Origin of the sequence: Mesorhizobium shangrilense, from assembly GCF_040537815.1 — a bacterium.
Taxonomy (GTDB): domain Bacteria; phylum Pseudomonadota; class Alphaproteobacteria; order Rhizobiales; family Rhizobiaceae; genus Mesorhizobium; species Mesorhizobium shangrilense.
Genome location: NZ_JBEWSZ010000001.1, coordinates 2,723,315 through 2,748,569, shown reverse-complemented (window position 1 = coordinate 2,748,569; position 25,255 = coordinate 2,723,315). Strand labels below are relative to the sequence as shown.

Genomic DNA, 25,255 nt, shown 5'->3' with positions numbered 1-25,255 from the left:
ACGATAATGCGCCCGGCGGTAACGCCGACCGCCAGTTCCACGTGCCCAAAAAGGCGGCAGTCAGGAACGTGGCCGGGTCTTTTGCGGATCGTAATGGGCGAAAGGGACGACCCGTGCCGGCAGCCGTTTGGCATGGCCGTCGAGCTTGCCGATCTCGACTTCGGTACCGACAGCGGCGTGGGTGACGTCAAGTCTCGCCAGCGCGATGTTCTTGTTCAGCACCGGCGAACGCACGCCCGACGTGACGACACCGATCTGGGCGCGGCCGACATGCACGCAGTCGCCATGGCCAACAGCGACATTGGCGTCGATATCAAGGCCGACCAGCTTTGTTAGCGGATGCTCCTTGCGTCGGATCAGCGCCTCGCGGCCGATGAAGTCGTCGGTCTTGGTCTTCAGCGGCACGGTGAAGCCGATGCCGGCCTCGAACGGATCGGTCTGATCCGAGAATTCATAGCCGGCAAATATCAGGCCAGCCTCGATGCGCACCATGTCGAGTGCCTGCAGCCCCATCGGCTTCAGCCCGTGCGGCTGGCCGGCTTCCCAGACGGCGTCGAACACCTTTTCGGCGTCGCGCGGATGGCACCAGATCTCGTAGCCAAGCTCGCCGGTATAGCCGGTGCGCGAGACGACGATGGGAATGCCGTTGCCGCCGCCGATGCGCGCGACCGCGAAGCGGAACCATTCCAGTTCCTCGATCGACGGCTGCAGCGGCGAGGTCCAGATCACCTCCTTCAGGATGTCGCGGCTCTTCGGCCCCTGCACGGCAACATTGTGCATCTGGTCGGTGGACGAGCGCACCAGCACGTTGAGGCCGAGCTTGGTCGCGGTCTGGCGCAGCCATTCGCCTGAGAAATCGTCGCCGCCAACCCAGCGGAAATTGTCCTTGCCGAGGCGCAGCAGCGTGCCGTCGTCGATCATGCCGCCATGTTCGTAGCACATGGCCGAATAGACGACCTGGCCGACGCCGAGCTTCTTGACGTCACGCGTCAGCGTGTACTGCAGCAGCGCCTCCGAGTCCGGGCCGGTGACCTCGAACTTGCGCAGCGGTGACAGATCCATGATCACCGCGTCCTGCCGGCAGGCCCAGTATTCGTCGATGGGGCCCTCCTTGGCGAAGGAATTGGCCAGCCAGTAGCCCTTGTACTCGACGAAGTTGCGGGTGTGCTTGGCAAAGCTCGAATGAAAGGCGGTCTCGCGGGTCATCTTGGGTTCCGAATCGGGCGTCATGCGTCTGGCGATCGCTCGCGAGAATTTGTGCTGGCCGGAATAGGCTCGCACATGGATGTCGGTCGGGTTCCAGCCATTGGCCGGGGTCGTGTCGTCGGGGCAGGCGGAGGAGACACAGACGATGTCGGTTAGTGCCCGCAGCAGCACATAGTCGCCGGGTCGCGACCATGGCTCGTCGGAGACCATGACGCCATGGGCGTCGATCGCCGTGTTGAAGAAGAAGTTGATCGCCATCCAGCCGGCGCGGGGATTGGCGCCCTTGTCGGCCAGCGCGCGGTTGAAATTCTCCGAGCAGTTGGTGTGGCCGGGATAGCCGATGTCGTCGTAATATTTGGCCGCGCAAGCGAGTGCGAACGCATCGTGCCGGCCGCATGTGTCCTGGATCACCTCGACCAGCGGCTCCATGTCCTGGTCATAATATTTCGAATGCAGGCCGGGCATCGGGTAGCTCGAGCCCATCAGCGTGCGTGTGGTCGTCACGTCGAGCGGATGATCGAGGCCCTTGTCGAGCTTGCGCGCCGAAAAGCACTGGAAGTCCGTGCACTGGCGCCCGTCGACATCGATGATCTGCAGATAGTCGCCGGCCTTGACGAAATAGGCTTCCGCCGTCGCCGAGTGGACCCGTAGGTCGAGCACCGGATCGGCCAGCGGATCGCCCATTTGCGATTTCGTTGCCGGGCGGATGGTGGCGCGTCGGACGATGACGGTAAGCGGCGTCGCGGTGTCGTGACCATCGACCAGCATCGGCCCGCCGGGTGCGGCTATGACCATCGAGCCATCGCGCACGACGGTGAAAGCCTGTTCGGTGCCGGCCGGCGTGGCGGCGCCGAACACGCGCACTGCCTTGGCATGATCAACCTGTACCTGCCGGCGTTCGAGACCACGCCGCAAGGCGGCGAGGCTGTCATCGCCTTCGGCAAGCAGCGCCTTGACGCCGGCGGCGTTGCTGTTCGATGTTTCACCGAAAATGCCGGGGTCGGTGACGCCTGTCTTGTCCCAGGCCACCAACTCGCACGCCTGGCCGCCTTCGACATTGCGCACGGTGAGCGTATCGCCGGCCTCGACCTCGATCAGCACCGCGCCGCTGCCCTGGATCGTATAACGCTCCACGCCCGGCGGCATGGCGATCTGCCCGGGCCTCAGGATGAGGCTCGGGCGCGGCGGTCCGGTGGTCACGGCAGGGTAGGGCGACTGGCTCATCTCAGCCTTGCGGTTCGAGAAAAAGGTTTGCCTGTGCGTGAAATTATTTTAGCAGGGAGAATAGCAGCGCGAGTGAGTTTGGCAAGGCGGGGATGGCAGTGGCTTGCCCTTCTCCCCTTGTGAGAGAAGGTGTCGCCGAGGGCGACGGATGAGGGGTGCTCCAGGGAATGCCAACGTCTCACTCTGCTGGAACACCCCTCATCCGTCTCGGCGCTGCGCGCCGATCCACCTTCTCCCACAAGGGGAGAAGGGGAGGCGTGGCATTATGCCAATTCCTCGGAATGATTGATCGCCACGCCATACTCTGCGGCCGAATCCAGCATCGTATGCCAGAGGCTGTCGGCGAAGGTCGCAAACACCAGAACGTTAAAGACCGACTGCCCATCGGCCCGATCATTGCCGCGCCAGAGCGTGACGCTGGTGTGGTCCATCGAGGTCGCGGCGGCCGCGCCGATCGGAAATGTATCGGGATGCAGATCGATCGACGACAGCTTGGCCAGCATCGTCCGCGCCTTGATGCCGGAGATGCTGATCAACGCCCGCGCATGTGACTGGTCGGACAGAGAGGCGGGATCGGAAAACGTCGGCGCCAGTATCTGCATCGTATGCTTGTCGCCCTTCGACAGGACGAAGAATTGGTCCGGCCCTGACCAGATCAGCGTGACGTCCGAAACCTGCACCGCCTTGGGCGCATCCGGAGCCGCAACACCGAACCGCACCTTCGCGGCCTTGCCCATCTCAGCCGCCTTGCCGCGCCGCGCCATCACCTGGATAAGGTCGAAATTGCGGACCTCGGTCAGCGAGACGCCGGCCTCGCCGCGTGCACCATGCGCGCCCGGCACGAGCGCCTTCTCCAGCGGACTGCGGAGATTCCAGGAAAACTCAGCCACGCTGGCGCCCTCCATCCGGATCGTAGAAGACGGCATTGCACAGTTCGACGTCATAGTCTTCGCCGCGCAGCGGATCATGCGCATGGACGATCTCGCCGATGCGCTCGCGGCCACGCTCGACAAGTGCGAGGCCAATCCATTGGTCGAGTGTCGGCGAGAAACACACTGAGGTGACGTAGCCCTGGTCGTTGTCCGGACCCGGCGTCTGTCCCTTCGGAATGACGTGTGCGCCGGAACGTAGGCGGCGCGCCTTGTCGACCGGCTTGATGCCGACCACGACCTGACGATCGGCAGCGACGAGCGCTTCGCGTCCGGCCATGACGCGGCCGATGAAATCCTTCTTGGCCGACATCATCTTGCCGAGGCCAAGATCGCCTGCCGTCGTCGTGCCGCTCAGTTCCGGCCCGGCGACATGGCCCTTTTCAATGCGCATGACGCCGAGCGCCTCGGTGCCGTAAGGCGTCACGCCAAATTGCTTTCCGGCCAGCATCAGATTGCGAACCAGTGCGTCGCCGTAGCGGGCAGGGACCGAAATCTCGAATGCCATCTCGCCGGAGAAGGAGATGCGGAACAGCCGCGCCGTGATGCCGCCGCGCAGCGACACTTCCCGTGCGCCCATGAACGGAAAACCTTCGTTGGAAAGGTCTTCCGCCGGATCGACGATTTCCTTGAGCAGATCACGCGTCTTCGGCCCTGCGATCGAGAATTGCGCCCACTGGTCCGAAACCGACGTCAGCTGCACGTCGAGTTCGGGAAACAGCACCTGCCGGCAGAATTCGAGATGCTGCATCACCAGCCCGGCCTTGGCAGTGGTTGTGGTCAGGAAATAATGGTCTTCCGCCAGCCGCGATGTGGTGCCGTCATCGTAGACGAACCCGTCCTCGCGCAGCATCAGCCCGTAACGTGCCTTGCCGACGGCGAGGTTGGAGAAAGTGTTGATGTAGACACGGTCGAGGAAGGCGCCGGCATCCGGGCCGTGCACGTCGATCTTGCCGAGCGTCGAGACATCGCAGAAGCCGACGCCGCCGCGCACCGCCTTGACCTCGCGGGTCACCGATTCCAGCCAGTCCTTCTCGCCGGCGCGCGGATACCATTGCGCGCGCTTCCACAGGCCGGTGTCGACGAAGATGGCGCCTTGTTCTTCCGCCCAGTGATGCGACGGCGTCAGCCGTGTGGCGTGGAAATTCTCGTCGCGATGGTGGCCGGCGAAGGCGCCGATGGCGACCGGCACATAGGGCGGGCGATAGATTGTCGTCCCGGTCTCGGGAATGGACCGGCCGCTCACCGCAGCCATGATGGCGAGGCCGGCGACGTTCGAGGTCTTGCCCTGGTCGGTGGCCATGCCGAGCGTCGTATAGCGCTTCAGATGCTCGACCGATTCGAAGCCCTCGCGCTGCGCCAGTTCGATGTCGGAAGCGGTGACGTCGTGCTGGTAGTCGACAAAGGCCTTGCCCTTGCCCGCCACATGCCAGAGCGGCGCCAGCGAAAAAGCTTCGTCTTCGGCGACCGGCGACACCCCGGCGTTGCCGTTGCGTCCTGTGTCACCTGCTGCTGCCGCGCCGGCGGCAAAGCCTTCACGCAGGCAGGCGCCAAGTCCGAAGGCGCCGTTGGCGGCACCGACGGCGACCATGCCGGGAGGTGCCCCATCAGGCACGAAGGCGGCGATGTCTTCTAGCCATTTCGGCCGGCCGCGATGGTAGGAAGTCAGCCCGACCGCCGGGTTCCAGCCGCCGGAAACGGCGAGCCCGCCGGCTTCGACCTCGGCGCGCGCCCCGCCGGTCAGCGTCACCGAGATTTTCCGCACCCCGTCCTTGCCGCCGTCGACACCGCTGACGGAGCCGTGCAGAACCGGAAAGCCTCCCTTGGAGGCGAGCGAGCGATGGGCGGCCGACACATCCGCACGCGCGTCGATGACCGCCGCGATCTGCAATCCGGCGCCAAGTGCCGTCTCGACCGTGCGCCAGCCATCCTCATTGTTGGTGAACAGTGCGATGCGTTTTGCCGGCGTCGCCGCGTAGCGGGCGATGTATGTCCGCATCGCCGAGGCCATCATCACGCCCGGCGTGTCGTTGCCGGCAAAGACTATGGGACGTTCGAGCGCGCCAGCCGCGACAATCGAGCGTTTTGCCACGATCCGCCACAGGCGCTGGCGCACCTGGTGTTCGGGCGGCGAGGGCAGGTGGTCGTTGACCCGCTCCAGCGCGCCATACGTGCCGCCGTCATAGACACCGAACAGCGTCGTGCGGGTCATGATGCTGATATCGGGCATTGCCGCCAGTTCGGCCAGTGTCCGTGAAAGCCATTCGGCTGCTGGAAGTCCGTCGATCGTGCCGCCATCCGACAGCAGACGGCCACCGGGCGAAAAATCCTCCTCGCACAGGATGACGCGGGCGCCCGTGCGGCCGGCGGCAAGGGCCGCTGCCAGGCCCGCCGGGCCGGAGCCCGCGATCAGCACGTCGCAATAGGCCCAGGCCTTGTCGTAGTGATCGGGATCGGCAATTCCGGCGCCCCGGCCAAGGCCGGCGGCGCGGCGGATCGCCGGCTCGTAGATGGCTTCCCAGAACTTGGCCGGCCACATGAAGGTCTTGTAGTAGAAGCCGGCGACGAAGATCGGCGCGAACAGCTGGTTCACCGACATCACATCATGGCGCAGCGACGGCCAGCGGTTTTGGCTGGCGGCCACCAACCCTTCATAAAGCTCCGCCGTCGTCGCCTTGGTGTTGGGCTCGCGCCGGGCGCCCGTGCGCAGTTCGACCAGTGCGTTGGGCTCTTCGGAGCCGGCGGTCAGGATGCCGCGCGGACGATGGTATTTGAACGAGCGGCCGACCAGCTTGACGCCGTTGGCGATCAGCGCCGAGGCCAGCGTATCGCCCTTGAAGCCGGCAAAGCTTTTGCCGTCGAAGCGGAAATTCAGCGACGTCGAGCGGTCGATGAGACCGCCCTTGTCCAGCCGGTTTGTCTGCGCACCGGCCATCACGCGTCAACCTTCGCTGCACCGGCGCCTGCCGCCGGTTCGATGGAAGCAATCTCGTGCGTCAGCGTGTTGCGGGCGATCTTCAGCCAGGCCCGGCAGCCGCCGCCATGGTACCAGTGTTCGCTCGTTTCGCCGGCGATGTTGTCGCGCAGGTAGACATAGTCGAAGACCTCGTCCTCCGACGCGCCGGCCGCCGGCCGTAACGGCTTGGCGTCGCCGAGATAGGTGAACTCACCAAGCTCGCGTTCACCGCAGAAGGGACAGACAATGCGCATGGTTTCCTGACCGTCCTCAGTGAAGGTTCGGTTGGGCGCCCTGGCCCTTTTCGTCGATCACGGCACCAGTCCGGAACCGGTCGAGGCGGAACCGTGCCGCCTCCTTGTGGGTCTCGTCGCGGGCCAGCAGATGCGCAAAGACAAAGCCGGAGCCCGGCGTTGCCTTGAAGCCGCCATAGCACCAGCCGGCGTTGAGATAGAGCCCGTCCACCGGCGTCTTGTCGATGATTGGCGAGCCGTCCATCGACATGTCCATGATACCGCCCCACTGACGCAGCAGGCGCACGCGGCCGATCATCGGCATCAGCGCCATGCCGCCCTCGCAGACATCTTCCATGACCGGCATGTTGCCGCGCTGGGCGTAGGAATTGTAGCCGTCTATGTCGCCACCGAAGACCAGCCCGCCCTTGTCCGACTGGCTGACATAGAAATGACCGGCGCCGAAGGTGATGACATTGGGGATCAGAGGCTTGATGGCCTCGGACACGAAGGCCTGCAGCACATGGCTTTCGATAGGCAGCCGCAGGCCGGCCATGGAGGCGACACGCGACGAACTGCCGGCAACTGCCATGCCGACTTTTCCCGCGCCGATCCTGCCGCGCGACGTCTCGACGCCGGTCACCTTGCCGTTGGCGTCGCGGGTAAAGCCGGTCACCTCGCAGTTCTGAATGATGTCGACGCCGAGCGCGCTTGCCGCATGCGCGTAGCCCCAGACGACGGCGTCGTGCCGCGCCGTGCCGCCGCGCCGCTGCAGCAGGCCGCCTTGCACCGGAAAACGCGCATTGTCGAAGTTCAGGAACGGCATCATCTTCTTGACCGCTGCAAGGTCCAGCAGTTCGGAATCGATGCCGTTGATGCGCATCGTGTTGCCGCGCCGCGCATAGGCGTCGCGTTGGCCGTCGGAATGATAGAGGTTGATGACGCCGCGCTGGCTGACCATCGTGTTGTAGTTGAGGTCCTGCTCCATCCGCTCCCACAGCTTCATCGACAGCTCGTAGAAGCCGGTATTGCCGGGCAGCCCGTAATTGGAGCGGATGATGGTGGTGTTACGGCCCGCATTGCCGGAGCCGATCCAGCCCTTTTCGAGCACGGCGACGTTCTTGATGCCGTACTCGCTGGCAAGGAACCAGGCGGTGGCCAGGCCATGGCCGCCACCGCCGATGATCACCACGTCGTAGCGATCCTTCGGCGTGGCGTCGCGCCAGGTGCGCTGCCAATTCTTGTGCCCGGAAAGGGCGGCGCGAGCGAGCGAGAAGATCGAGTATTTCATGCGTTCATTCCGAGGTCGCTCGCCTCACTCCGGACATCAGATGTCCAGCGTGTGGTCGCGCTCCCATTGCGTGAAGTGCGAAGCATAGGAATTCCATTCCTGGTGCTTCAGCTTTAGGTATGCCGACGAGAATTCCTCACCCAGCGCCGCCTTGAGCGATTTGTCCTTGTCGAACTCCCTCAGCGCGTCGAGCAGGTTGAGCGGCAGCTTCGGCGCGCCCTTCACGGTATGGCCGAGCTGGTACATGTCGATGTCGTAGCGCTTGCCCGGGTCTGCCTTCGAACGGATGCCGTCGAGGCCGGCGGCGATGATGACCGCCTGCAGCAGATACGGGTTGGCCGCGCCATCCGGCAACCGCAGTTCGAAGCGGCCGGGGCCGGGCACGCGCACCATGTGGGTGCGGTTGTTGCCGGTCCAGGTCACCGTGTTCGGCGCCCACGTCGCGCCCGAAATGGTGCGCGGCGCGTTGATGCGCTTGTAGGAATTGACGGTCGGGTTGGTGATCGCGGCGAGCGCGGAAGCATGTTTCATGATGCCGCCGAGGAAATTCCTGCCCTTGGCAGACAGGCCAAGCTCCATCGAATTGTCGGCGAAGACATTGGTCTTGCCAGCCTTGTCCCACACCGAGATATGAGCATGGCAGCCATTGCCGGTCAGGCCCTGGAAGGGCTTCGGCATGAAGGTGGCGCGCAGCCCATGCTTTTCCGCGATCGACTTGACCATGAACTTGAAGAAGGAGTGCTTGTCGGCGGTCGCCAGCACGTCGTCGAAGGCCCAGTTCATCTCGAACTGGCCGTTGGCGTCCTCATGGTCGTTCTGGTAGGCGCCCCAGCCGAGCGCCAGCATGTGGTCGCAGATCTCGGCGATGACATCGTAGCGGCGCATCACCGCTTGCTGGTCGTAGCAGGGCTTCGACGCCGTGTCGTATTCGTCTGAGATCGTCTTGCCGTCCGGCGAGATCAGGAAGAACTCCGCTTCGACGCCGGTCTTGACATGCATGCCGTCGCTTGCGGCTTCGGCAATGAGGCGTTTCAGCGTGTTGCGCGGCGCCTGGTCGACCTCCTTGTCATCCATGATGCAGTTGGCGGCTACCCACGCCACTTCCGGTTTCCATGGCAGCTGGATCACCGAATCCGGATCCGGAACCGCCAGCATGTCGGGATGCGCAGGCGTCAAGTCGAGCCATGTGGCAAAACCGGCAAAGCCGGCGCCGTCCTTCTGCATGTCGGCGATGGCCTGTGCAGGCACCAGCTTGGCACGCTGGCCACTGAACAGGTCAGTGTAGGAAATCATGAAATATTTGACGCCGTTCTTTTTGGCGAATGCGGCGAGATCGTTCCCCATTATAGTTCCTCGCTTATTGGTATGCTGAAGGCTTAGAAGTTATTTTTCCCCGGTATCCAGTTGGTGCCGGCCAGCGGTACGCCGGCCATCGCGGCTGCCTCGATCGTCAGTGCGACGAGGTCCTCGGGTTCGAGATTGTGCAGGCTGTTCTTGCCGCAGGCCCGCGCGATGGTCTGAGCCTCCAGCGTCATCACCTTGAGGTAGTTGGCCAGCCGGCGTCCGGCGGCCACCGGGTCGACCCGCTTCATCAGTTCCGGGTCCTGCGTGGTGATGCCCGCGGGGTCGCGGCCCTCGTGCCAGTCGTCATAGGCGCCGGCAGTGGTGCCGAGCTCGTTGTACTCCGCCTCCCAGCGGGGATCATTGTCGCCAAGCGCGACCAGGGCGGCCGTGCCGATGGAGACCGCGTCGACGCCAAGCGCCAGCGCCTTGGCGACATCGGCGCCGTTGCGGATGCCGCCGGAGACGATCAGCTGCACCTTGCGGTGCATGCCGAGATCCTGCAGCGCCTGCACCGCCGGCCTGATGCAGGCGAGCGTCGGCTGGCCGACATTTTCAATGAACACTTCCTGGGTTGCCGCCGTGCCGCCCTGCATGCCGTCGACGACGACGACGTCGGCGCCAGCCTTCACCGCAAGGGCGGTGTCGTAATAGGGCCGCGCGCCGCCGACCTTGACGTAGATCGGCTTTTCCCAATCGGTGATTTCACGCAGCTCGAGGATCTTGATCTCGAGATCGTCCGGCCCGGTCCAGTCGGGATGACGCGAGGCCGAACGCTGGTCGATGCCCTTGGGCAGCGTGCGCATCTCGGCGACGCGGTCGGAAATCTTCTGACCGAGCAGCATGCCACCGCCGCCGGGCTTGGCGCCCTGGCCGACAACGACTTCGATGGCATCGGCGCGGCGTAGGTCGCGCAGGTTCATGCCGTAGCGCGACGGCAGGTATTGATAGACCAGCGTCTTCGAATGACCGCGCTCTTCCTCGGTCATGCCGCCGTCGCCCGTGGTGGTCGAGGTGCCCGACAGGGTGGCGCCGCGTCCGAGCGCTTCCTTGGCCGGACCGGACAGCGAGCCAAAGCTCATGCCGGCGACGGTGATGGGTATCTTCAACTCGATCGGCTTCTTGGCATGGCGCGAACCCAGCACGACTGATGTGTCGCAGCGTTCGCGATAGCCTTCGAGCGGATAGCGCGAGATCGAGGCGCCGAGGAAAAGCAGATCGTCGAAATGCGGCAGCTTGCGCTTGGCGCCGGCACCACGGATGTCGTAGATGCCGGTCGCGGCGGCGCGACGGATTTCGGAAAGCGTGTAGTCGTCAAAGGTCGCGGATTTGCGCGGCGTCGTCGGCGGGTTCCTGTAGGTCATGCTGCCTCAATACGCGTCGGCGTTGTCGATATTGAAATTGTAGAGGGTGCGCGCCGAGCCGTAGCGCTTGAACTCTGACGGCTTGACGTCGGTGACACCGGCACGGTCGAGCAGGCCTTGCAGCAATTCCAGGTGCTCGGGCCGCATCTCCTTGGCGATGCAGTCGGCGCCGAGGCTGTCGACCTTGCCGCGTACGAAGAGCCGCGCCTCGTAGATGGAATCGCCCAGTGCGTCGCCGGCATCGCCCAGCACCACCAGATTGCCGGACTGCGCCATGAACGCCGACATGTGGCCGATATTGCCGTGCACGACGATGTCGATGCCCTTCATGGAAATGCCGCAGCGCGACGAGGCATTGCCTTCGATGACCAGCAATCCGCCTTTGCCGGTGGCGCCGGCATATTGGCTGGCGTCACCTTTGATGATGATCGACCCCGACATCATGTTCTCGCCGACGCCGGGTCCTGCGGAACCGTGGACCGTGATGGTGCTGCCGGAGTTCATGCCGCCGCAGTAGTAGCCGACGCTGCCGCGCACATCGATGGTGACCGGGAGGTCGACACCGACGGCGACCGAATGGTTGCCCTTTGGGTTCAGCACTTCCCATGCGGTCTGGTTCGATCCGGGTGCCAGATCGTGCAGTGCCTGGTTGAGCTCGCGCAGGGACATGACATCGAGGTCGAACACGCGCGCATGACCTTGGTCGCGCGTTGCCTTGGAGGTTGCCGGCATGAACTCAATGCTCCCAGAAATAGACGGTTGCGGGCTCCGGTTCCCAGACCCTCGCATTGTCTATGCCGGGCAATTTGGTCAGCGCGCGATATTCCGAGCCGAAGGCGACATACTGGTCGGTCTCGGCCATGACGGCGGGCTTGCAAGCAATGGGATCACGGACCACGCCAAAACCGTTCTTGGTGCCGACGACGAAGGTGAAGAAGCCGTCGAGGTCGCTTAGCGTTCCCTCGAGGGCCTCGCCGAGATTCTTGCCATGCGCCATCTGTGACGACAGATAGGCGGCGGCGACCTCGGTGTCGTTCTCGGTCTCGAACTTCATGCCTTCGCGGATCAGTTCGCGGCGGACATTGTTGTGGTTGGACAGCGAGCCATTGTGCACCAGGCACTGGTCAGCGCCGGTAGAGAACGGATGCGCGCCCATCGTCGTCACCGCCGATTCCGTCGCCATGCGGGTGTGGCCGATGCCATGCGTGCCGGTCATCGAGCGGACATCGAAACGATCGACCACCGCCTCGGGCAGGCCGACTTCCTTGTAAATCTCGACAACGTCGCCGGCGCCCATGATGCGGATGTCGGGACGCAGCGTCTGGATGGCTTCGCGGGCCTCGTCGATCTTGCCTGGGGCGGTCCTGACAACCGCATGGGTCGACTTGACCGCGATCGTCACCGGCGCGCCTAGGATCTTGGCGAGTTCCGCTTCGAGGCCAGGAAAATCACGGCCGGGCTTTGCCGACTGGATGGTGATCTTGGCTTCATTGCCGGACGGAGCGCCATAGATGGCGATGCCCGCACTGTCCGGGCCGCGATCGCTGAGCGAGATCAGCATCTCCGACAGCATCGAGCCGAGCTTCGGCTCAAGCGATTTGTCTTTCAGAAACAGCCCGACGATTCCACACATGTCAGCCTCCGACCTTTGTTCTCTGGAGATGTATCGAATGCGCCCCAGGAATTCAATTGGCATGAAAAAAATTTTCCTGTAGTTATATGTCGGGCTGTGCACTGCTGGCGGCAGTATCGCCCCCGTGGCGTGCACTGTGAACCCATTGGGCGATGCGGACACGCGCCATCTTGTAGGCGTCGAGGATCGACAGCGCGTAGATCAGAAAACCGCCCGCATGACGGCCGACGAAGCTGGCGTCCGGCGGTGCGATCTTGGCGGTGATCCATGCCAGGATCACCATGAAGAAAATGAACTGCAGGCCGCGCACCGGCACGCCGAGAATGACGTGTCCGCTTGCCGGCAGGGCGATTGCCGCACCGAGAACCAGATACGGATTCGGCGGAGCGGGCGCGTTGGTTGTGGTCGTCATGCGACCCGCCTTTCAGCACGGTTGATGGCGTCGCGAAGCGCCGATGCGGAATTGAGCAATCTTTCGATCAGCGCTGGATCAAGCGTCGCACCGCCGAATTCGGCCTGCCGGAACACGCCGTAGCGGGCGCGTTGCGCCTCGGCCAGGAGCCAGACGATCCGGACGCCCTTGGGTGCGATCAGCAGTTCCTTGGCGCGCCCTTCGGAAAAGACCTCCAGATGGCAGGCGATGATGTTCTGCGGAAGGCGCGCGCCCCGGTGGTCTGTCCGCAACACCGCCTCGGCTGGAAATCCCAGAGCCTTCGGCAAGGTGTGTTCAAGGTGGTCGAAATTGGAGAATGTCGTCGGCGACCCGGGCCGCATCATCATGTCGAAAGTGGCTGGAATGGCGACCTGCTCGATGATCGAAACGCTGAGCCAGCGTGCCGGGAGTTTTCGCGTCGCCAGCGTATCGACGATGGTCCGAACCTGAACGCGCCGACCGTTCCATGAGCCTTCCCAGGTGATGATACCAGCCGTGCCGTCCGAAACATCCGCTGCATCGGCAATCACGGCACGAATGCTGGCTTGCTCGACGGCGAGCACAGCCGAGGCCCTGTCGCGGCTGGTGCGTGCCAGCCACGCCAGGTGGAGAACGAGAGCCAAGGCAATCGCCCCGGCGATCAGTACCGACGTCACCTCGGACACCTTGTCATGCCATCCCCGCCCATGATCCAGGCGAGCTTTCTTCCGTCAATATCCCTGCGGTTTCGGCCATGGCATGGAGAACTGGTCGCCACGGCGTACGAATTTGTAGCGGTAGAAATGGAACCACAGCGAAATCAGGAAGTAGAACGCGATCATGGCGATCAGCTGCGAGCCGAAGCCGAGGAAGATGGCAAAGAAAGTGACTACGCACAGGCAGAACAGAACGATGGCCGGGATTGGGTGGAAGGGGTGTGTATAGCCCCGGCGGATCGTGCCGAGCGGCCACTTCCTGCGGAACATCATGATGTTGATGCTCATGAAAGTGTATTGCAGCACGCCTGACAGGATCGAGAAGGTAATCGCCTGGTTGAGGTCGGCGATGAAGGCGAAGGCGAGCGCTATCGGCAGCAGGAACAGGATCGAGCGGTAGGGCGTACGGTATTTGGGATGCACGGCTGAGAACCAGCTCGGCAGATAGCGGTCGCGGCCAAGCGAGAACCAGGCGCGTGCCGCGTCATTGATGCAGCCATTGGCGGAGGCGATGGCGGCAAGCAGTGTCGCGACGAACAGGAGGTTTTCGAGCAGCGGGCTGCCGGTCAGCTTGCCCGCGTCCCAAAGCGGATAAGGGGTGATGCCGAGATATTCCCATGGCATCAGCGATGCGCAGACATACCAGGTCATGGCAGCGGCGATGAGCAGCGTGATCATGCCGGCCATGGTGCCGTAGGGTAGCGAGCGTGCCGGCGAGCGCACTTCCTCTGCGGCCTGCGTCGTGCCTTCGATGCCAAGATAGTACCAGATGCCGAACTGGAAGGCCGCGATGACACCGATCCAGCCATAGGGCAGGGCGTTGCCCGGTGTCACCAGTTCGTTGAGCTTCAGCACCGCGCCCTGCGTCCACGGACTGACCGAGAAGAACAGGATGAGGATGGAGACATAGGCGATCGCGGTGATGACGAAGTTGACGTTGAGCGTCATCAACACGCCGCGATAATTCAACCACGCCAGCACCACGATGGTGGCGGCGATAAAGGAATTGTGGGTGAGCCCGTCGATCCCCGCCTTGGCGACGATCGTGTCGCCAAGCAGGATGGCGTCGGACACTTCCAGCATCGTGTAGGCGAAGACCAGGAACAGGGCGACGTTGAACGCCATCAGCGGGCCGACAATGTGCTTGGCCTGGGCGTATTGGCCGCCCGCGGCGGCAACGGTCGACGTGACCTCGGAATCGATCATCGCAACGGATGTGTAGAGCAGGCCGACGACCCAGCACACGATAAGGGCCGCCAGCGCGCCGCCCTTGTCGGCGGAGAAATTCCAGCCGGTGAATTCGCCGACCAGCACGATGCCGACGCCGAGCGCCCAGACATGGGCGGGACCGAGCACCCGAAGCAGCGAAACCCTGTCGCCGTGTATTGTCGTTTCCGCAGTTTCGACCGCGACCGTCATTGTTCAGTCCTCACTCAAATCCGGTGTTTTTCGGAAGCGGCTTCAAGTTCGCCCTCACGCGACGAGGTCAGAACCTGTTCGGAATAGGTCGTGTCGACCTTGAACCAGTCGTAGAGCATCCACAGTGCGAGAACGACCGAGATGCCCCAGCAAGCGTAAGAGAGTGCGACCCACATGATCTTGTCCCCAGATTACCTGTCGTCGAACTATTACTTGTCGTCGAACTTTTCGTTGATGACGTCGCGATATTCGCGATCGGATGCGCGGAACAGGAATACGAAGTAGCCGATGAGCACGACCGCCATGATGAGCAGTGTCGGCCAGTCGATCACGTAGTGGAAACGGTTCTGGATGATGTCATGCGCTGTCTCCGGCGTGTAGCCGAGCCTTTCCCAGATCGAGACCATGGTCGGGTTCTGGCCCAGCGCTTCCCAGGTCTTGGCGTCGAGCGCGTCGATGGATTTCGCGGCCCCGGCGAGGCCGAGCTTCAGCGGCAGCCACAGCGCCACGAAAATGGCGACCACGACAACGACGATATCGAAAATCTGCCCGGTCTTGCTCTGCTCCGGCGGCGTGTAGCGGGACATGCGGTGTACCCCTCAGGACTTGCGGTTGCGGAACGCGTCGGCGTTCTTGATGTCGAGCCCGTAGATGAAGTCCTTGTCTTCCTTGTAGTGGTTGACCATCGCCAGGATGGCAGCCGTGTTGAAGATCAGCACGGCTGTGGCGGCAATCGCGACGACGGCTTTGATGCCGCTGTCCGGGATGTACGGCCATGTCATGAAGAGGACGAAGAGGATCGTCGCCCACAGGCAGACGATCAGGAGCACGGATCCGCGCACGTCGGAACGATACAGCGCCTCGATGCGCTGCTGCAGGTTTGACATCGGCTTTTCCCCTTTTTCCGACATCCGGTTCCGAATCCACCGCATGTCGCTCTCTTTCAAGAGAGTGAAATTTTTTTCATAAACTCAGGCCGAATTCCGGAATTGTCAAGCCGATTTTACGTTGGGTAAACCATTTGTTCCGCGGAACCGATTTTGCCTGACAATGAAATTAATTGCTTATGGGTATTGCAGCGTCCCAACGTTTGCGTTCAATATTCGCCCAACGCTCTCGCCTCTGAGCAGGGAGCAGGGAACAGCAAAAGATTTTCGAAAACGGAGGACGATTGGATGACGGCATCCTGGAGATTTTCGACCCTGGCGGACCGCCACCGCGCGCTCGGTTCGAAACTCGAAGACTGGAGCGGTATGGGAACCGCCTGGACCTACGACAAGGACGCTGACGAAGAGTACATGGCCATCCGTAACAAGGCCGGGCTGATGGATGTGTCGGGCCTCAAGAAGGTTCACATCACCGGGTCGCACGCCTCGCACCTCATCGATCTCGCCACCACGCGTGATGTCGAAAAGATCTATCCTGGCAAGTCGGCCTATGCCTGCATGCTGAACGAGGCGGGAAAATTCACCGACGACTGCATTCTCTACCGCACCGGGCCGAATGCCTGGATGGTGGTGCACGGCTCGGGTACGGGCCATGAGGAGTTGCAGCGCGCTTCCGTCGGGCGTGATGTCTCATTGCGCTTCGACGACAATCTTCACGACCTTTCGCTGCAGGGTCCAACCGCCGTCGACTATCTGGCCAAGCATGTGCCGGGCATCCGCGACCTCAACTATTTCCATCACATGCAGACACAGCTCTTCGGCTTTCCAGTGATGATCTCGCGCACCGGCTACACCGGCGAGCGCGGTTATGAAATCTTCTGCCGCGGCCAGGATGCCGGCACGATCTGGGACAGGATCCTCGACGAGGGCAAGAGCGCCGGCATCATTCCGTGCCGCTTCACTACGCTCGATATGCTGCGTGTCGAAAGCTACCTGCTGTTCTATCCCTACGACAATTCACAAAAATACCCGTTCAAGAACGAAGGCCCCGGCGACACGTTGTGGGAACTTGGCCTCGACTTCACCGTCAGCCCCGGCAAGACCGGCTTCCGCGGCGCCGAGGAACACTACCGCCTCAAGGGCAAGGAGCGCTTCAAGATCTTTGGCGTGCTGCTCGACGGCAAGGAGCCGGCCGACGAGGGCGCGCCGGTCTATCGCGACGGCAGACAAGTCGGCGTGGTGACCTGCGCGATGTATTCGCCGCTGGTCAAGAAATCGATGGGCATCGCTCGCCTCGATGTCGATTGCGCGGTCAAGGACACCAAGCTCGAAATCCGCAACAAGAGCGGCGCCATCAAGGCGACCGCGCAGCCGCTTCCCTTCGACGATCCCAAGAAGACCAAGCGCACGGCGAAAGGCTGAGGCATAGTCAACAGCGAGGGGTTCGAGGCACGAAGACTTAAATGGCAGCCAAAAGCATCATCAGCCGGCCCGTCTACGGAACGCTTTCTCCGCAGCCCGGCAAACACCATCTTTTCGTGGCCGATGCGGAAGGCGCGCTGGCAATATCCGATATGGCTGCCGGAGCGCCCGCCGGCTTCTTCAGCGATGCCCATGTCATCTTCATCCCCGGCCATGACGGCAAGCATGTCGCGACGCTCGAAGCGCTCAAGCCGGCTCAGTTCTACCAGGGTCATACCTTCGCAAGCGCCTTGCCAAGGTTGAAGCAAACGCTGGCCAACGCGCATATGGGTCTGCGCGTCTATCTCTCGGGCACCGAGGGATTGATTGGCCAAGCCATGCAGGCAGCGCTTGAAGCCGGCATCGACCACACCTCGATCCAGACCGAGCATCGCGGCTCGCTGGCACGTCGCATGCAATGCGTCCACTGCAAGGGCATCACCGAAAACGTGACGACGCAGCCGGCGACCTGCGCCCATTGCGGGCTGCTGCTTCTGGTGCGCGATCACTATTCCAGGCGCATCGCGGCCTTCCAGGGCGTCTGCATCAACGCCGAGGACCGCAGCGAAATCCCTCCGATCGAGGAGGCCTTCCCATGAGCACCGGCACCACCAAGCTCGATGTCGTGGTCAGCGACGTCGTTCCGGTCAACGACCTCGTTACCCGCTTCCATTTCCGCCGGCGCGATGGTGAGCTTCTGCCGACTTTCTCCGGCGGCGCCCATGTCGTGGTCGAGATGCGTGACGGTGGGCGCACCCGGCTCAATCCCTATTCGCTGATGGGCTCGCCACTCGATACCAGCGAGTACACCATCAGCGTGCGTCGCGACGATGTCGGTCGCGGCGGCTCGCTGTTCATGCACCGGAATGTCCGCCCTGGGCTGGAGATGGTGATCAGCTATCCGGTCAATTTGTTTTCGCTCGACCTGCGCGCCAAAAAGCATCTGATGTTGGCCGGCGGCATCGGCATCACCCCGTTCATGGCGCAGACCGCGCAACTGGCGGCGGAAGGCGGCAACTTCGAACTGCACTACACCTGCCGCACCGCCTCGCTCGGCACCTATGCCGATGTGCTGCGGGAGCGCTACGACCGCCGGATCAGGCTGTATCACGACGATCGTGAGGAGCGCATCGAACTTGATCGCCTGCTGTCGACGCAGCCGCTCGGCACGCATCTCTATGTCTGTGGTCCGGCCGGCATGATCAATTGGGTGCGCGACCGCGCGGCAGCCTTGGGCTGGCCGCCAGAGACCGTGCATTTCGAGCATTTCGCGGCGCCTCAGCCGGGACTGCCATTCGATGTGACGCTTGCCGTCAGCGGCAAGACGATCAGGGTCGATGAGCAGCAGAGCCTGCTCGAGGCGATCGAGGCGGCCGGTGTCGATCCGCCGTATCTCTGCCGTGGCGGCGTCTGCGGCCAGTGCGAAACCAACGTCATCTCCCATGACGGCAAGTTCATCCACAATGACCACTGGCTGAGCGAGGAAGACCACCGTTCCGGCTGCAAGATCATGCCGTGCGTGTCGCGCTTCGAGGGCAAATCGCTGGTCTTGGAAAGATAGGAGGCGAGCTTGGGAATCACCTTTCGCAAGGAAACATTCCGCGACGACTTCACCTTCAGGAACAGCCCGGAGCACATCCGGCGTTTTCCGTTTCCGTTCCACGAAGACGCTTACATGTACGCGGTCAACATCGAGCCGCATGTCGTCGGCCCGAAGGGCAGCGTGCTGGAAAACCTGATCGACGTCGACGAGCATTATGTCGCCGAGATGCAGGACCGCGCGCTGGTGCTGGCCGAGGATCCGCTGCGCTGCCAGTCGCTGCCGCACATGACCTTGGCTGGCTGGGACCTTCTGGAACTCCTGATGGAGCAGCAGTCGCTCGGCTATCCCGAGCATTTCACGCTGACCCGCGACGGCGATCGCTGGCGCTGGATCAACCGGCCGCTTGGCATCGACGACACCTTCACCTTTGGCGACACCTCGACGCTGCCTTACGGGCCGATGGAATACATCACACGGCAGAGCCAGGGGGATTTCTGTATCCTCGACCAGCGCGACGGCAATCTGTGGATGGATGCCGGCATGGTCACCACACAGGCCGACTGGTCGCTCGATTTCGACATCGGCATGAACTTCTTCGAGTGGCACGCGCCGGTGCCGCTGGCGCATGAGAAGGGCATTTTCATACGCGCCCTGAAATTCCTCACCAACATCCAGCAAGGCAAGCCGGCCCGGCGCCTGAACTGGACGATGACCGTCAATCCGCGCCTCGACACCAGCCCTGAAAATTATCACAAATGGGGACCGGACCGGGCGACGGTGACGCCCGAGAATGTCGGCGACAAGGTCCATCTGCGCGTCGAATTGCAGAGCTTCTGGCGGCTGCCACGCTCGAACGGCATCGTCTTCCCGATCCGTTGCTATCTGATCAAGATGGACGAGCTGTTGACGCAGCCCAAATGGGCACGGCGCCTGCATCGCGTTATCCGTGACCTGCCCGACGAGCTCGCCAACTACAAGGGCCTGACGCGTTATCGGCCGACGCTGGTGGAATGGCTGTCGAAGCTGGATGATGGAAGTGCGACGAGTCCGGGGTTCGGGCCGGACTAAAGGCCCCCTCATCCGGCCCTTCGGGCCACCTTCTCCCCGTGGGGAGAGAGATTGTCAACGCCAGCGCCAGTCTCTTCTCCCCAACGGGGAGAAGGTGGCAGCGTAGCGACCGGATGAGGGGGCCTTCGTCGAGCTCAGTCACCCAGCGCTGTTCTGCGGATAGCAGATGATCGAGAGATAGCGCATCGGCAGTTGCGTCAGCACTTCCGGCCCGTGCGGCGCATCGGCGTCGAAGAACAGGCTGTCGCCCGGCTTCATCGGATAGAGGTTGTTGCCGTGGCGGTAAACGACTTCGCCCTCCAGCATATAGAGGAACTCCATGCCTTCATGCTGGAAGGTCGGGAATACATCCGAGTCTTCGGTCAGCGTGATCAGATACGGCTCGACGACGACACCGCTGGTGTTGGAGCCGATATGGCCGAGCAGATTGTACTGGTGGCCGGCGCGCGTGCCGCGGCGCTCGACATCGAGACCTTCGCCAGCCTTGACGAAGACGGCACTGCGCTCCTCCTCGAAGCGGCGGAAGAAGGCGGTGACCGGAACGCCGAGCGCTCGCGACAGCGCCTGCAAGGTGGTCAGCGACGGCGAGGTGATGCCGTTCTCGATCTTCGACAGCATGCCCAGCGAAATGTCGGTGGCGACAGCCAGATCGGCGACGGTGATGCCGAGCTTCTTGCGGAACGCCCGCACCTCGCGGCCAATCGCCACCTCCAGTACTTTTTCACGGGTATCGCGGATGGCGTGCGGGTTCTGCGTCAGCGGTGCGCGGATGGTTTTTCCGTCCGCCGAGACCTTTGGCAATGGCTTTGCCTTTGCGCCCATGGGGCCGGCACCAGCCTTGGAGTCGGAAATTTTCGTCGCCATGTCGCCCCCCGAACCTTGAAGGTTTATTTCACCCAAGGTGAACATATTCGCTGCCGATACAGGAGCGCAACCACCACGGCAAGCCATCTAGTGTCGCATGCCCCGGCCATGCGGTTGCGGTCGCGGCGGCTTTTTCGCCGGGAATCCGCTGCGCGCAAATGCTGTTCCCGCAGATGCCTGTTGACAGCACCGGAGGGCCAATTACTGTCCTGTCAGTGAAATTTGTTTCGCTGGGGAAATCAAAAAGAGGAGGCCCGGAAATGAAAAATCGCGTTGCCATCATCGGGGCCGGACCGTCCGGTCTGGCACAGCTCAGGGCCTTCAAATCGGCGGCCGACAAGGGGGCCGACATCCCCGAGATCGTCTGTTTCGAGAAGCAGTCCGACTGGGGTGGCCTGTGGAATTATACCTGGCGCACCGGTCTCGACGAACATGGCGATCCCGTGCACGGTTCGATGTACCGCTACCTCTGGTCCAACGGACCCAAGGAATGCCTGGAATTCGCCGACTACACCTTCGAGGAGCATTTCGGCCGCCCGATCGGCTCCTACCCGCCGCGTGCGGTGCTGTGGGATTACATCAAGGGCCGCGTCGAGAAGTCGGGCCTGCGCAAATGGGTGCGCTTCAACAGTCCGGTGCGCATGGTGACGTTTTCGGACGAGACGAAGAAATTCACCGTCACCGCGCATGACCGCACCAACGACGTCACCTATTCGGAAGAGTTCGACAATGTCGTCGTCGCCTCCGGGCATTTCTCGGTGCCCAACGTGCCATATTTCGAGGGTTTCTCGACCTTCAATGGCCGCATCCTGCACAGCCATGATTTCCGCGATGCGATGGAGTTCAAGGGCAAGGACATACTGATCATCGGCCGCTCGTATTCGGCCGAGGACATTGGATCGCAATGCTACAAATACGGCGCCAAGTCGATCACCTCCAGCTATCGCTCCAAGCCGATGGGCTTCAAGTGGCCGGAAAACTGGAAAGAGGTGCCGCTGCTGCAGAAGGTCGTCGGCAAGGCCGCCCATTTCAAGGACGGCTCAACCAAGGATGTCGATGCCATCATCCTGTGCACCGGCTATCTGCATTCCTTCCCCTTCCTCACCGACGATCTCAAACTCAAGACCGCCAACCGCATGTGGCCGCTGGACCTCTATGAAGGCGTCGTCTGGGAGAAGAACCCGCAACTCTCCTACATCGGCATGCAGGACCAGTTCTACACCTTCAACATGTTCGACGCGCAGGCCTGGTTCGCCCGCGATGTCATCATGGGCCGCATCAAGCTGCCGTCAGCCGAGGCGATGGCCGAACACGGCGCCAAATGGCGCGCACGTGAGGAGACGCTCGAGGATGCCGAGCAGATGATCTGGTTCCAGGGCGACTACACCAAGGAATTGATGGACCAGACCGACTATCCTGGCTTCGACGTCGAGGCGGTCAACCAGACCTTCATGGAGTGGGAGCATCACAAGATGGAAAACATCATGAGCTTCCGCGACCACGCCTACCGCTCGCTGATGACCGGCACCATGGCGCCGCTGCACCATACGCCCTGGCTGCAGGCGCTGGACGATTCGATGGAGAGCTATCTGGAAGTCAAAGGGGTGGCGGCGGAATAGCCGTCGCGCCTCAGGCTATCCCAACCTTTTCCTGGCCTTCGCCGTCCAGGCGTTGAACAGCCTGTCGGCGACGATGCCGATGAAGGCGATGGCGAGACCCGCGACGATGCCACGGCCGGAATCGGCCTTGGACAGCGCGATGAACACCTCCTGGCCAAGATCGCGCGTGCCGACCATGGCGCAGATGATGATCATCGCCAGTGCCATCAGGATCGTCTGGTTGACGCCGAGCATGATCTCCGGCAGCGCTAGCGGCAGCTGCACGCGAAAGAAGGTCTGGCGCGGCGTGCAGCCCGACACCTTTGCAGCCTCGATCAGCGCTGGCGGCACCTGCCGGATGCCGTGATTGGTGTAGCGGATCGCAGGCACCACGGCGAAGGCGATTGTGGCGATCATGGCGGTGACGTCGCCGACCCGAAACAGCATCACCACCGGAATGATGAAGCAGAAGGACGGCAGCACCTGCAGCGTGTCGATGATCGGCGAGACGATCTTCTCGAAGCGGTCGCTGCGCGCGGCCATCAGCCCGATCGGAATGCCGATCAGGCATGCGATGAAGGCGGAGATGCCGCAGAGATAGACCGTCGCCATGGTCTTTTCCCACAGGCCGGTGACGGCGCAGAAGGCGGTCAATCCGGCGACGAGGGCAGCCAGGCGCAGGCCGGAGAGCTGATAGCCGGCAAGGCCAAGCAGGAACACCGCGCCCAACCACGGAAACCCCTCGCAAAAGGCGCGCAGCGGATTCAGCACGTTGAGGATGAGCGCCACGCGAAACGCTTCGATCGTGTCGAAGAAGTTGATCGTCACCCAGTTCACCGCCGCCTTCCACAGCGGCGCGGTGGTGAAGGTGATCGCTTTCGGCACTGCCGCGAAGGCCGGCACGAACAGGCCAAGCAGCGTGGTGGTGGCGAGTATGGCGATGGCCAGCGTCAGAGTGGGGTAGCGCCGCCAGATGCCCGGGTTCGCTTCCTGATGGACATGGCCCTTTGCCTGCTTGTGCGCGATGGCCTGGCTCAGCCGGTCGAGCGCGATGGCGAGCGCCACGATGGCAAGGCCGGCTTCCATGGCTTCGCCGACCTTCAGTGCGCGCAACGCCAAGAGCACGTCGTAGCCGAGGCCGCCGGCGCCGATCATCGAGGCGATGATCACCATGTTCAGCGCCAGCATAATGACCTGGTTGACGCCGACCATCAGCGCCGGTCGCGCTGAAGGAAGCAATACTCGCCACAGTTTTTGCCGCGCCGTGCAGCCGGCCATCTCGCTGAAATCGTCGATCTCGGTCGGCACTCGCGACAGGCCGAGCATCGTCGCCCGCACCATCGGCGGCGTGGCGAAGATGGCGGTTGCGATCATTGCAGACACTGGGCTGTTGCCGAACAGCAGCAGCATCGGGATCAGATAGGCGAAGGTCGGGATCGTCTGCATCAGGTCGAGCGCTGGGGAGACGACAAGCCTTTCGGCCCACGGCTTGCGCCATGCCCAGATGCCGGCGAACAGTCCGGTGACGATACAGAAGGGCACCGCGATCAAGATCAGCGCCAGCGTCAGCATGGCGCTGGTCCATTGCCCGAACAGCGCGATGTAAAGGAAACAACCGCCAACAAGCATGCCGAGCTTGCGGCCGCCGGCGGCATGACCGGCGAGGAAAGCCGCGGCGCAGACGCCGACCCAGGACAGGCGCGGCAGGACATAGGCGTCCGCGCCGTGGCCGATCTTGAAGTTCTTGGCCAGGAGATCGAGCGCGAAGTCGAGCGGGACGCCCAGCACGGCCGTGATCGAGCGGGTCAGCCAGGACAGGTGTGACTTGATCCACCCCATCAGCGCGCTGACCCAGTCGGCGACCGGCACGATCGCGCTGGCCGGATAGTTCACGGCCCAGGGCAGGCTGTCCTGCAGCAGGAACACGACCAGCACAGCCGCAAGCGCCAGGGCCCAGACCAGCAACAACCAGGTCTGGGCCGGACGCGATCTTGCTTCGCTGGCGCTCGCCGTCACCGTCATGCACCGGCCCTCGCGCGATCAATGCCGGCCAGAAGGTCGATCACCGCTTGCGGCGTCACCTCGCCGATCGGTTTGCCGGTGCCGTTGACCACCGCGAAGGGCTTGCCTGCTGCAACGATGCCGGCAGAGAAGCTGGCGATCTTGGCGTCCGGCGCCACCGTGCCGCCATGCTCCGAGCCGTCGCAGGCCCGCATCAGGCTGCGCGCCGAGATCACTTTGGCGCGGTCGACGTCGCGGGTGAATTCGGCGACATAGTCGGTCGCCGGATTGACCACCAGTTGTTCCGGCGTGCCGATCTGAATGACTTCGCCGTCCTTCATGATGGCGACGCGGTCGGCGAGCCTTATCGCCTCGTCGAAATCATGGGTGATGAAGACGATGGTCTTGTGCAGCATGGTCTGCAACCGCATCAATTCGTCCTGCATCTCGCGACGGATCAGCGGATCGAGCGCCGAGAATGGCTCGTCGAGAAACCAGATTTCCGGTTTTGTCGCCAGGCTGCGGGCGATGCCGACACGCTGCTGCTGGCCGCCGGAAAGCTCGCGCGGGTAGAAATGCTCGCGGCCGCGCAGCCCGACAAGCTCGATCACTTCGCGCGCTCGTGCCTCGCGTGTAGCACGGTCTTGCCCCTGAATGCTCAATGGAAAGGCGATGTTGTCGAGCACGTTGAGATGCGGCAGAAGCGCAAAGTTCTGGAAAACCATGCCCATCCGGTGGCGCCGCAACTCGATCAGCGAGGCATCGGAAATCTTGAGCAGGTCCTTGCCTTCGAATTCGACCTTGCCATGGGTCGGCTCGACCAGCCTGGACATGCAGCGCACCAGCGTCGACTTGCCGGAACCGGACAGGCCCATGATGATGAAGATCTCGCCCTGGCGGATTTCGAGATCGACGGCGCGCACCGCACCGACCAGCCCCGCCGCCGCGACGTCGGCCGCGCTCGCCTTGCCGTCGCGCTGGCGGATGAAATTGGCCGCGTTCGATCCGAACAGTTTCCATACATTTCGACAGGCAAGCTTGACCGGGCGGGCATCCTTGCCCGCGGATCCAGGCGCCTGTTCAGCCTCGTCCGTCATTCGATCGTCCTT

At 62.9% G+C, this 25,255-nt stretch carries 23 protein-coding genes; 5 read left to right on the top strand and 18 right to left on the bottom strand.

Features of this window, described 5'->3' with window-relative positions:
- Positions 1–60: 60 nt before the first annotated feature.
- From ABVQ20_RS13735 to ABVQ20_RS13665, 15 genes are all read right to left on the bottom strand, one after another.
- Positions 61–2,430: a trimethylamine N-oxide demethylase gene (locus ABVQ20_RS13735; RefSeq protein ID WP_354460039.1), complete on the bottom strand. Its 2,370-nt coding sequence runs from the start codon at positions 2,428–2,430 to the stop codon at positions 61–63.
- Positions 2,431–2,693: 263 nt separating this feature from the next.
- Positions 2,694–3,320: a sarcosine oxidase subunit gamma gene (locus tag ABVQ20_RS13730; protein WP_354460038.1), complete on the bottom strand. Its 627-nt coding sequence runs from the start codon at positions 3,318–3,320 to the stop codon at positions 2,694–2,696.
- Positions 3,313–6,294: a sarcosine oxidase subunit alpha gene (locus tag ABVQ20_RS13725; protein ID WP_354460037.1), complete on the bottom strand. Its 2,982-nt coding sequence runs from the start codon at positions 6,292–6,294 to the stop codon at positions 3,313–3,315. Before ABVQ20_RS13725 ends, ABVQ20_RS13730 begins: the two co-directional genes overlap by 8 nt.
- Complete coding sequence (locus tag ABVQ20_RS13720) at positions 6,294–6,569, bottom strand: sarcosine oxidase subunit delta (RefSeq protein WP_354460036.1); 276 nt, start codon at positions 6,567–6,569, stop codon at positions 6,294–6,296. Before ABVQ20_RS13720 ends, ABVQ20_RS13725 begins: the two co-directional genes overlap by 1 nt.
- A gap of 16 nt (positions 6,570–6,585) precedes the next feature.
- Positions 6,586–7,839 carry a sarcosine oxidase subunit beta family protein gene (locus ABVQ20_RS13715; protein ID WP_354460035.1) on the bottom strand — a complete coding sequence of 418 codons (1,254 nt, stop codon included), beginning with the start codon at positions 7,837–7,839 and terminating at the stop codon, positions 6,586–6,588.
- Between the two features lie 36 nt (positions 7,840–7,875).
- Entirely contained in the window at positions 7,876–9,183 is a 1,308-nt protein-coding gene (gene glnT / locus ABVQ20_RS13710; protein WP_354460034.1) for a type III glutamate--ammonia ligase, read from the bottom strand.
- A 32-nt stretch (positions 9,184–9,215) separates the two neighbouring features.
- Positions 9,216–10,544, bottom strand: coding sequence for an FMN-binding glutamate synthase family protein (locus ABVQ20_RS13705; protein WP_354460033.1), 1,329 nt, complete (start codon positions 10,542–10,544; stop codon positions 9,216–9,218).
- A gap of 6 nt (positions 10,545–10,550) precedes the next feature.
- Entirely contained in the window at positions 10,551–11,276 is a 726-nt protein-coding gene (locus ABVQ20_RS13700; RefSeq protein ID WP_354460032.1) for a GltB/FmdC/FwdC-like GXGXG domain-containing protein, read from the bottom strand.
- A gap of 4 nt (positions 11,277–11,280) precedes the next feature.
- Complete coding sequence (locus ABVQ20_RS13695) at positions 11,281–12,177, bottom strand: class II glutamine amidotransferase (RefSeq protein ID WP_354460031.1); 897 nt, start codon at positions 12,175–12,177, stop codon at positions 11,281–11,283.
- Positions 12,178–12,259: 82 nt separating this feature from the next.
- On the bottom strand, positions 12,260–12,589 hold the full coding sequence (locus ABVQ20_RS13690) for a hypothetical protein (protein ID WP_354460030.1): 330 nt from the start codon (positions 12,587–12,589) through the stop codon (positions 12,260–12,262).
- Positions 12,586–13,275, bottom strand: a complete 690-nt coding sequence (locus ABVQ20_RS13685) for a hypothetical protein (protein WP_354460029.1) — start codon at positions 13,273–13,275, stop codon at positions 12,586–12,588. Before ABVQ20_RS13685 ends, ABVQ20_RS13690 begins: the two co-directional genes overlap by 4 nt.
- Positions 13,276–13,320: 45 nt before the next feature.
- Positions 13,321–14,724, bottom strand: a complete 1,404-nt coding sequence (locus tag ABVQ20_RS13680; protein ID WP_354460028.1) for an APC family permease — start codon at positions 14,722–14,724, stop codon at positions 13,321–13,323.
- A gap of 14 nt (positions 14,725–14,738) precedes the next feature.
- Positions 14,739–14,900, bottom strand: coding sequence for a hypothetical protein (locus ABVQ20_RS13675; RefSeq protein ID WP_354460027.1), 162 nt, complete (start codon positions 14,898–14,900; stop codon positions 14,739–14,741).
- Between the two features lie 33 nt (positions 14,901–14,933).
- Complete coding sequence (locus ABVQ20_RS13670; protein ID WP_354460026.1) at positions 14,934–15,311, bottom strand: hypothetical protein; 378 nt, start codon at positions 15,309–15,311, stop codon at positions 14,934–14,936.
- Positions 15,312–15,323: 12 nt separating this feature from the next.
- On the bottom strand, positions 15,324–15,611 hold the full coding sequence (locus ABVQ20_RS13665) for a hypothetical protein (RefSeq protein ID WP_354460025.1): 288 nt from the start codon (positions 15,609–15,611) through the stop codon (positions 15,324–15,326).
- Positions 15,612–15,899: 288 nt separating this feature from the next.
- Here ABVQ20_RS13665 and ABVQ20_RS13660 point away from each other — a divergent pair, with 288 nt between their 5' ends.
- Genes ABVQ20_RS13660 through ABVQ20_RS13645 form a run of 4 tightly spaced genes read left to right on the top strand, consistent with a single transcriptional unit; the run spans position 15,900 to position 19,683 of the window.
- Positions 15,900–17,033 carry an aminomethyl transferase family protein gene (locus ABVQ20_RS13660; protein WP_354460024.1) on the top strand — a complete coding sequence of 378 codons (1,134 nt, stop codon included), beginning with the start codon at positions 15,900–15,902 and terminating at the stop codon, positions 17,031–17,033.
- Positions 17,034–17,074: 41 nt separating this feature from the next.
- The gene (locus tag ABVQ20_RS13655; RefSeq protein ID WP_354460023.1) at positions 17,075–17,671 is read left to right on the top strand and encodes a dimethylamine monooxygenase subunit DmmA family protein; all 597 of its coding nucleotides are present in this window, start codon (positions 17,075–17,077) and stop codon (positions 17,669–17,671) included.
- Entirely contained in the window at positions 17,668–18,633 is a 966-nt protein-coding gene (locus ABVQ20_RS13650) for a PDR/VanB family oxidoreductase (protein WP_354460022.1), read from the top strand. Before ABVQ20_RS13655 ends, ABVQ20_RS13650 begins: the two co-directional genes overlap by 4 nt.
- 9 nt (positions 18,634–18,642) lie before the next feature.
- The gene (locus ABVQ20_RS13645) at positions 18,643–19,683 is read left to right on the top strand and encodes a heme-dependent oxidative N-demethylase family protein (RefSeq protein ID WP_354460021.1); all 1,041 of its coding nucleotides are present in this window, start codon (positions 18,643–18,645) and stop codon (positions 19,681–19,683) included.
- A gap of 138 nt (positions 19,684–19,821) precedes the next feature.
- On the opposite strand, the gene ABVQ20_RS13640 is transcribed toward ABVQ20_RS13645, so the two are convergent.
- Positions 19,822–20,505 (bottom strand): helix-turn-helix domain-containing protein, encoded by a 684-nt coding sequence (locus tag ABVQ20_RS13640; RefSeq protein WP_435528415.1) that lies wholly within the window; start codon positions 20,503–20,505, stop codon positions 19,822–19,824.
- 302 nt (positions 20,506–20,807) lie between these two features.
- Between ABVQ20_RS13640 and ABVQ20_RS13635 the strand changes: the two genes are divergently transcribed.
- Positions 20,808–22,166, top strand: a complete 1,359-nt coding sequence (locus ABVQ20_RS13635) for a trimethylamine monooxygenase (protein ID WP_354460019.1) — start codon at positions 20,808–20,810, stop codon at positions 22,164–22,166.
- 15 nt (positions 22,167–22,181) lie between these two features.
- On the opposite strand, the gene ABVQ20_RS13630 is transcribed toward ABVQ20_RS13635, so the two are convergent.
- Positions 22,182–24,167, bottom strand: coding sequence for an ABC transporter permease (locus ABVQ20_RS13630; RefSeq protein ID WP_354460018.1), 1,986 nt, complete (start codon positions 24,165–24,167; stop codon positions 22,182–22,184).
- A complete protein-coding gene (locus tag ABVQ20_RS13625) occupies positions 24,164–25,243 on the bottom strand; it encodes a quaternary amine ABC transporter ATP-binding protein (protein WP_354460017.1) in 1,080 nt (359 codons plus the stop codon). The genes ABVQ20_RS13630 and ABVQ20_RS13625 overlap by 4 nt, the downstream gene beginning before the upstream one ends.
- Positions 25,244–25,255 lie beyond the last annotated feature (12 nt).